The organism is Streptomyces ardesiacus (genome assembly GCF_003112575.1).
In the GTDB taxonomy this organism is placed as follows: Bacteria; Actinomycetota; Actinomycetes; order Streptomycetales; family Streptomycetaceae; genus Streptomyces; species Streptomyces ardesiacus.
This window is the reverse complement of the sequence record NZ_BEWC01000021.1, coordinates 1-6,299: the sequence shown is the minus strand read 5'-3', so window position 1 is coordinate 6,299 and position 6,299 is coordinate 1. Positions and strand designations below refer to the sequence as shown.

The window sequence follows — 6,299 nt, the reverse complement described above, 5'->3', positions numbered from 1 at the left end:
CTTCGGTGACCAGTTCCACGGCGCCCGCGGACCAGTCGACGCGTGTCGAGGGCACACCCACGTGCAGGGTGGGTGGCACCACGCCTGCGGTCATGGCCTGCACCATTTTGATGACGCCTGCCACACCTGCGGCTGCCTGGGCGTGTCCGATGTTGGACTTGACCGAGCCCAGCAGCAGTGGCCGGTCCGCTGGGCGTTGCTGCCCGTAGACCGCCAGCAACGCCTGTGCCTCGATCGGATCGCCCAGCGAGGTGCCCGTGCCGTGCGCCTCCACCACATCGACGTCCACCGGCGACAGCCCCGCACCCGCCAGTGCCTGCCGGATCACTCGCTGCTGCGACGGACCGTTCGGAGCAGTCAGGCCATTCGACGCACCGTCCTGGTTGACCGCCGAACCCCGCACCACCCCCAGCACCCGATGCCCATGACGCCGCGCATCCGACAACCGCTCAAGGAGCAGCAGCCCGACACCCTCACCCCACCCGGTGCCGTCCGCGTCGTCCGAGAAGGACTTGCACCGCCCGTCCGCAGACAACCCCCGCTGCCGTGCGAACTCCACGAAGATCGACGGCGTCGCCATCACCGTCACCCCGCCCGCCAGGGCCAACGAGCACTCACCACCACGCAACGCCTGCGCCGCGAGATGGATGGCGACCAGCGACGACGAACACGCCGTGTCCACCGAGACCGCCGGCCCCTCCAACCCGAACACATACGACAACCGGCCGGAGGCAACGCTCAGAGTGGTGCCCGCCAGCACGTGGCCTTCGACCTGGGTGGCGTCGAAGACGCCCGGCACGCCGTAGTTCTGGCTGGTGACCCCCGCGAACACGCCGGTGCGGCTGCCTTGCAGCGACGACGGGTCGAGCCCGGCACGCTCGAACGTCTCCCACGCCGTCTCCAGCAGCAACCGCTGCTGCGGGTCCATGGCCAGCGCCTCACGGGGCGAGATACCGAAGAGATCGGCGTCGAACTGACCGGCCCCGTGCAGGAAACCGCCCTCACGGGCATACGTGTGTCCGACCGCGTCGGGATCGGGATCGTAGAGGTCCTCGGGCCAGTTCCGGTCCACCGGAAACGCCGACACACCGTCACGGCCCTCGGCGACCAGCCGCCACAACTCCTCCGGAGACCCGACACCACCCGGATAACGACAGGCCATGCCCACAATCGCGATCGGCTCGCTGCTCTTGCTCTCGGTCTCGTGCAGGCGGCGGCGCAGGTCGCGGATCTCGACGGTTGAGCGCTTGAGGTAATCCAGGTACTTCTGGTCGTCCGACACTTGTCCTCGATTCCGTGACTGGACGAGCGGTGACTTGGCCAGGGAGATCAGGTGTTGCCCAGTTCCTTGTCGAGCAGCGCGAACACTTCTCCCGCCGAGGCGTCATCGAGATCGGCCGAGGTGTCGTCACCGGGGCGGCGCTCGGTCCAGCGGTGCAGCAGACGGCGCAGGGCGGACTCGACCTCGCCGTGGTCGACCTCGGCCAGGTCGGTCTCGGCGAGCATGGTCTCCATGCCGGCGATCACTTCGGTGACGTTCCGCCGCTCCTCCTCGTCGCCTGCCAGCAGGCCGTGGAGATGGTCGGCGACCGCGGCGGGGGTGGGATGGTCGAAGGTCAGGGTGGCCGGCAGGCTGAGGCCGGTCGCGCGCGACAGCCGGTTGCGCAGCTCGACGGACGTCAGTGAGTCGAAGCCGAGGTCGGTGAAGGGCAGTTCGGCGTCGAGGCTGGTGTGCTCGGCGTGGCCCAGGACGCGGGCCGCGTGTTCGGTGACGGTCGCCGTGACGAACCGGGACCGGTCGGCGGGCGGCACGGCGAGCAGCCGGCTGCGCAGGTCGCCGTTCGCCTCCGGGGCCTGTCCCGCGCGGCGACGGTCGGCACGAGGAGTCAGGCCGGAGAAGATCGGCGGGAGCTGTCCGGCGTGGGTGAGATCGAGCCGGGCGGGCACCATGAGGGCCCGGTTGTGGGTGAGCGCGGCGTCCCACAGGGCCATGCCGGCGGGGCCGTCTATCGCTGCGGCGCCGCGCCGGGCCATGCGGGCGCGGTCGGTGTCCGTGAGCCCGCCGGCCATTCCGTCCGACCGGTCCCAGAGTCCCCAGGCGAGCGAGATGCCGGGCAGTCCGGTGGCCCGACGGCGGTGGACGATCGCGTCGATGGCAGCGTTGGCCGCCGCGTAGTTGCCCTGTCCTGGGCCACCGAGTACACCGGTGGCGGAGGAGAACACCGCGAACAGGCTCAGGTCCAGCTCGCGAGAGTGTTCGTCGAGGTACGCGACCGCGTCTGCCTTGGCGCGCAACACCTGGTCCATCCGCTGCGGGGTCAACGCGTCGATCAGACCGTCGTCGAGTACGCCTGCGGTGTGCACGATGCCTGTGACGCGCCACCTGGCGAGCAGGGCGGCCACCGCGTCGCGGTCGGTGATGTCGCAGGACTCGATGTCGACGGTCGCGCCGGCCGCGATCAGTTCGTCGCGCAGTTCCTCTGCGCCGGGGGCGGCCGGGCCACGCCGGGACACCAGCAGCAGCCGGCGATGGCCGGCATCGGCGAGGTGCCGGGCCAGCAGGCGGCCCAGATCGCCCGTGCCGCCGGTGATCAGGACGGTGCCGTTCGGGTCGAGCGGCGGATCGGTGGTCAGCACGATCTTGCCGGTGTGCCGGCTCTGGCTCATGTGCCGGAACGCCTCCGGGGCCTGCCGCATGTCGAAGGCTGTCACCGGCAGAGGCCGCAGGCCGCCGCTCTCCACGAGCGCGCACACGGTGGCCAGCAGGTCGGCGACCCGGTCCGGCGACTGGTCGAGGAGGTCGAAGGCGCAGTAGTCGATGTCGTCGCGGACGACGGCGACCTGCTCGGGCGTGCGGATATCGGTCTTGCCGATCTCCAGGAACATACCGCAGGGCCGCAGCAGCCTCAGCGAGGCGTCGATGAAGGAGCCGGTCAGCGAGTTGAGGACGACGTCGAAGTCGCCCGGAAAAGCGTCGGCGAAGCCAAGGTCGCGCGAGCCGGCGAGGTGCTCGTCGTCGAAACCGAGCAGCTCGCGCAGTACCGGCCACTTCGAAGGGTGAGCGGTGCCGTACACCTCGGCGCCCAGATGCCGGGCCAGGTAGGTGGCGGCCATGCCCACCCCGCCCGCGGCGGCGTGTACGAGGATCTTCTGCCCGGGCTTCAGCCGGGCGAGTTCCGCGAGGCCGTGATAGGCGGTCAGGTAGACGATGGGCAGGGCGGCTGCCTGTGCGTAGGTGAGTCCGGTGGGTATGCGCGTCCAGGTGCGTCGGTCTCCGACGAGTACCGAGCCGAACGCGCCCGCGGTCATGCCCACCACCCGGTCGCCGGGGGCCATGTCGGTCACGGCGGAGCCGACCGCCAGTACGGTGCCGGCGGCCTCGCCGCCGAGTCGGCCGACGTCGCCGGTCACCAGGCCGAGGCCCGTCATGACATCACGGAAGTTGAGCCCGGCTGCGCGGACCGCGACACGTATCTCGCCGGGTTCCAGATCGCGGTCTGCCTCGGGGGCGGGCAGCCAGGCCAGATCGTCGACGCTACCGCCTTCGCGCATCCCGACGCGGACCGGACCGGCCAGCGCGGCGGGGGAGATGGGCAGGTCAGCGCGGTCGTTCATGCGTACCAGCCGGGGGGCGAGCACGCCCGTGGGGCGGACCGCGAGCTGGGGTTCGCCGGTGGCGGCCAGCGCGGCCAGCAGGCCGTCGTCCGCGTCGGTGCCGGGGGCCAGGTCGACGAGGGTGATCTGCCCGGTGGCCTCGGCCTGCGCGCTGGCGGCCAGGCCCCAGGCGGCGGCCATGGCGGGGTCGATGCTCTCGCCGGCCTGCGTGCTTACGGCGCGTTCGCCGAGCACGATCAGCCGGGACGTGCCCGAGTCGGGTGCGCTCAGCCAGTGCTGGAGTCCGGCGAGCAGTGCGTGGCAGACGCGGTGCACCGACTCGGGTTCGTCGCCGCCGACGACCGGCATCCGCAGTACCTCGGGAACGAGGCGGGGGTGGGCCCCGGCGTCGGTGTCCGGCACGGTGACCGGAATCCAGTCAACGCGGTAGAGGTCGTCGGCCCCCTGGGGTACCGCCGACGTGACCGGGGCGGTGAAGGGGCGCCCGACCAGTGTGTCGACGGTGAGTACTGGTGCCCCGGCCGGGTCGGAGGCCAGCAGACGGATCTTGTTCTCCCGCACGCTGAGGTGGACGCGCAGCCGGGTGGCGCCGATCGCGTGCAGGTGCACGCCGTTCCAGGCGAACGGCAGCACCAGCTCGTCGTCCCCGACGAGGATCGCGGCGTGCAGGGCGGCGTCGAGGAGGGCGGGGTGGATGCCGTATCCCTCGGGAGTTTGTTGTTCTGTCTTGGTGTCGGGTAGTTCGATTTCTGCGTGGATTTCGCCGGGTTCGGGGCCGGTCCAGGCTGCGGTGAGTCCTTGGAAGGCGGGGCCGTAGTGGAGGCCTGCGGCGGCGAAGCGTTCGTAGGCGTCGGTCAGCTGGAGTGGCTGGGCGTTGGTGGGTGGCCAGGTGTCTGTGGCCGTTGGGGGGTGGGTGGGTTGCCGGTCGCTGAGGGTGCCGGTGGCGTGGGGGGTCCATTGTGCTGCTGTGCGGCTGTGGACGGTGAGGGGTCGTTGGCCGTCGGGGCCGGCTGCTTCGACGACGATCCGTAGGGTGGCGGGCAGGACCACTGGTGTCTGGATGACCAGTTCGTCGAGGACGGGGCAGCCGGCGCGGTCGCCGGCTGCGATGCACAGGTCGACCAGTGCGGTGCCGGGCAGTACGGTCTGGTCGTGTATTTGGTGGTCGTTGAGCCAGGGGTGTTGTGTGGTGTCGAGGTGGCCGGTGAGTACCAGGGCTCCGGTGGAGGGTATTTCCACGGTTCCGGCGAGGAGTGGGTGGGTGGTCGGTTCGATGCCGAGGGCGCTGCCGGTGCCGGTGCCGGTGCCGGTGCCGGTGTGGGTGCTGATGCGTGGGGTCAGCCAGTAGGGGCGGTGTTGGAAGGCGTAGGTGGGCAGGTCGGTCTGGTGGGCTCCGGTGTCTTTGAACACGGCGGGCCAGTCCACCTTGAGACCCCATCGCCATATGTGGCCTACCGAGTTGAGCAGTGTCTGCACTTCGGGTCGTTCTCGGCGCATTGCGGCTACTGCCGGAGTCTCGGTGAACAGTGCGCTCAGCACACCGTCCGGTCCCAGTTCCAGCACACCACTGCCAGGAGTACTCAGTGCGGTCACGTTGTCGGCGAACAGCACAGTCGAGCGGATGTGTCGTACCCAGTATTCGGGGTCGTTCCACTGTCCGTCGACGGGGCCGCCGGTCACGTTGGACACGCCTGCCAGTACCGGTTCCCGGAAGGTGATCTCCTGGAGTGCTTCTGCGAACCGGGCGAGTACGGGTTCGGTCCAGCGTGAGTGGAAGGCGTGGCTCACGCGCAGGCGCCGCGCCCGGACGCTGCTGTCGAGTGCGTTCAGGAACGTGTCGACTTCGTTCTGGGTGCCGCTGATCACGACGGATGCGGGTCCGTTGACGGCGGCCACCTCAAGGTTTCCGAATCCTTCGGTCTGCTGTATCTGGTGCGGGGGCAGTGCGACGGCTGCCATGGCTCCGCCGGGTGGCAGTGATTGCATCAGCCGTGCGCGTGCCGCGACGACCCGGCATGCGTCCGGCAGTGACCACACGCCGGCGGCGTAGGCTGCGGTCACTTCACCGATCGAGTGTCCGCCCACCACGTCGGCGGACACGCCCCATGATGCGAGCAGTTCCCACAGTGCCACGCCCAGGACGAACAGGGACGCCTGTGCGTATCCGGTCTGGTCCAGTCCCGGGCGTGTGCCGAACATGACGTCCCGCAGTCCGAACTCGAATCCCAGCAGCTGGTCGAGCTCGTCGCATATGTGGTCGACCTGTTCGGCGAAGACGGGGAACGTGTCGTAGAGCTCTTGTCCGGCGCCTGCCCGTTGTGAGCCCTGGCCGGGGAAGATCACGGCGAGCCGGTCCACTCGCGGGTCGTCGGGGTCCCACTCGAAGCCGGCGCCCAGTGACACGGCCCGGTGCCGCAGTGCTGCCCGTGAGGCCAGTGACACACCCACATCCAGCCGTGGCAGGTCTTCCGCAGCGCTTGTGAGCTGTTCGATCTGTGCGTGCAACGCCTCCACCGAGTGACCCGAGACCACCCACGGCACTACGGGCAGTTCCACCGTGGGCGCTTCCTGCGGTGCCTCGACGGGTGGTGCGTCTTCCAGGATGATGTGTGCGTTGGTGCCCGAGATGCCGAAGGAGGAGACGGCGGCCCGGCGGGCACGCCCCGTTTCGGGCCAGTTACGGG

The 6,299-nt window shown here is 70.0% G+C and carries 2 protein-coding genes; both read right to left on the bottom strand.

What is annotated here, in order from left to right; translation table 11 throughout:
* Positions 1-1,282: type I polyketide synthase (locus Sdi02f_RS35455; protein WP_174843440.1), on the bottom strand; the 1,282-nt coding region annotated here is incomplete at its 3' end.
* Between the two features lie 47 nt (positions 1,283-1,329).
* Positions 1,330-6,299 (bottom strand): SDR family NAD(P)-dependent oxidoreductase (locus Sdi02f_RS35450; protein ID WP_108934799.1); only part of this gene is annotated, 4,970 nt, incomplete at its 5' end.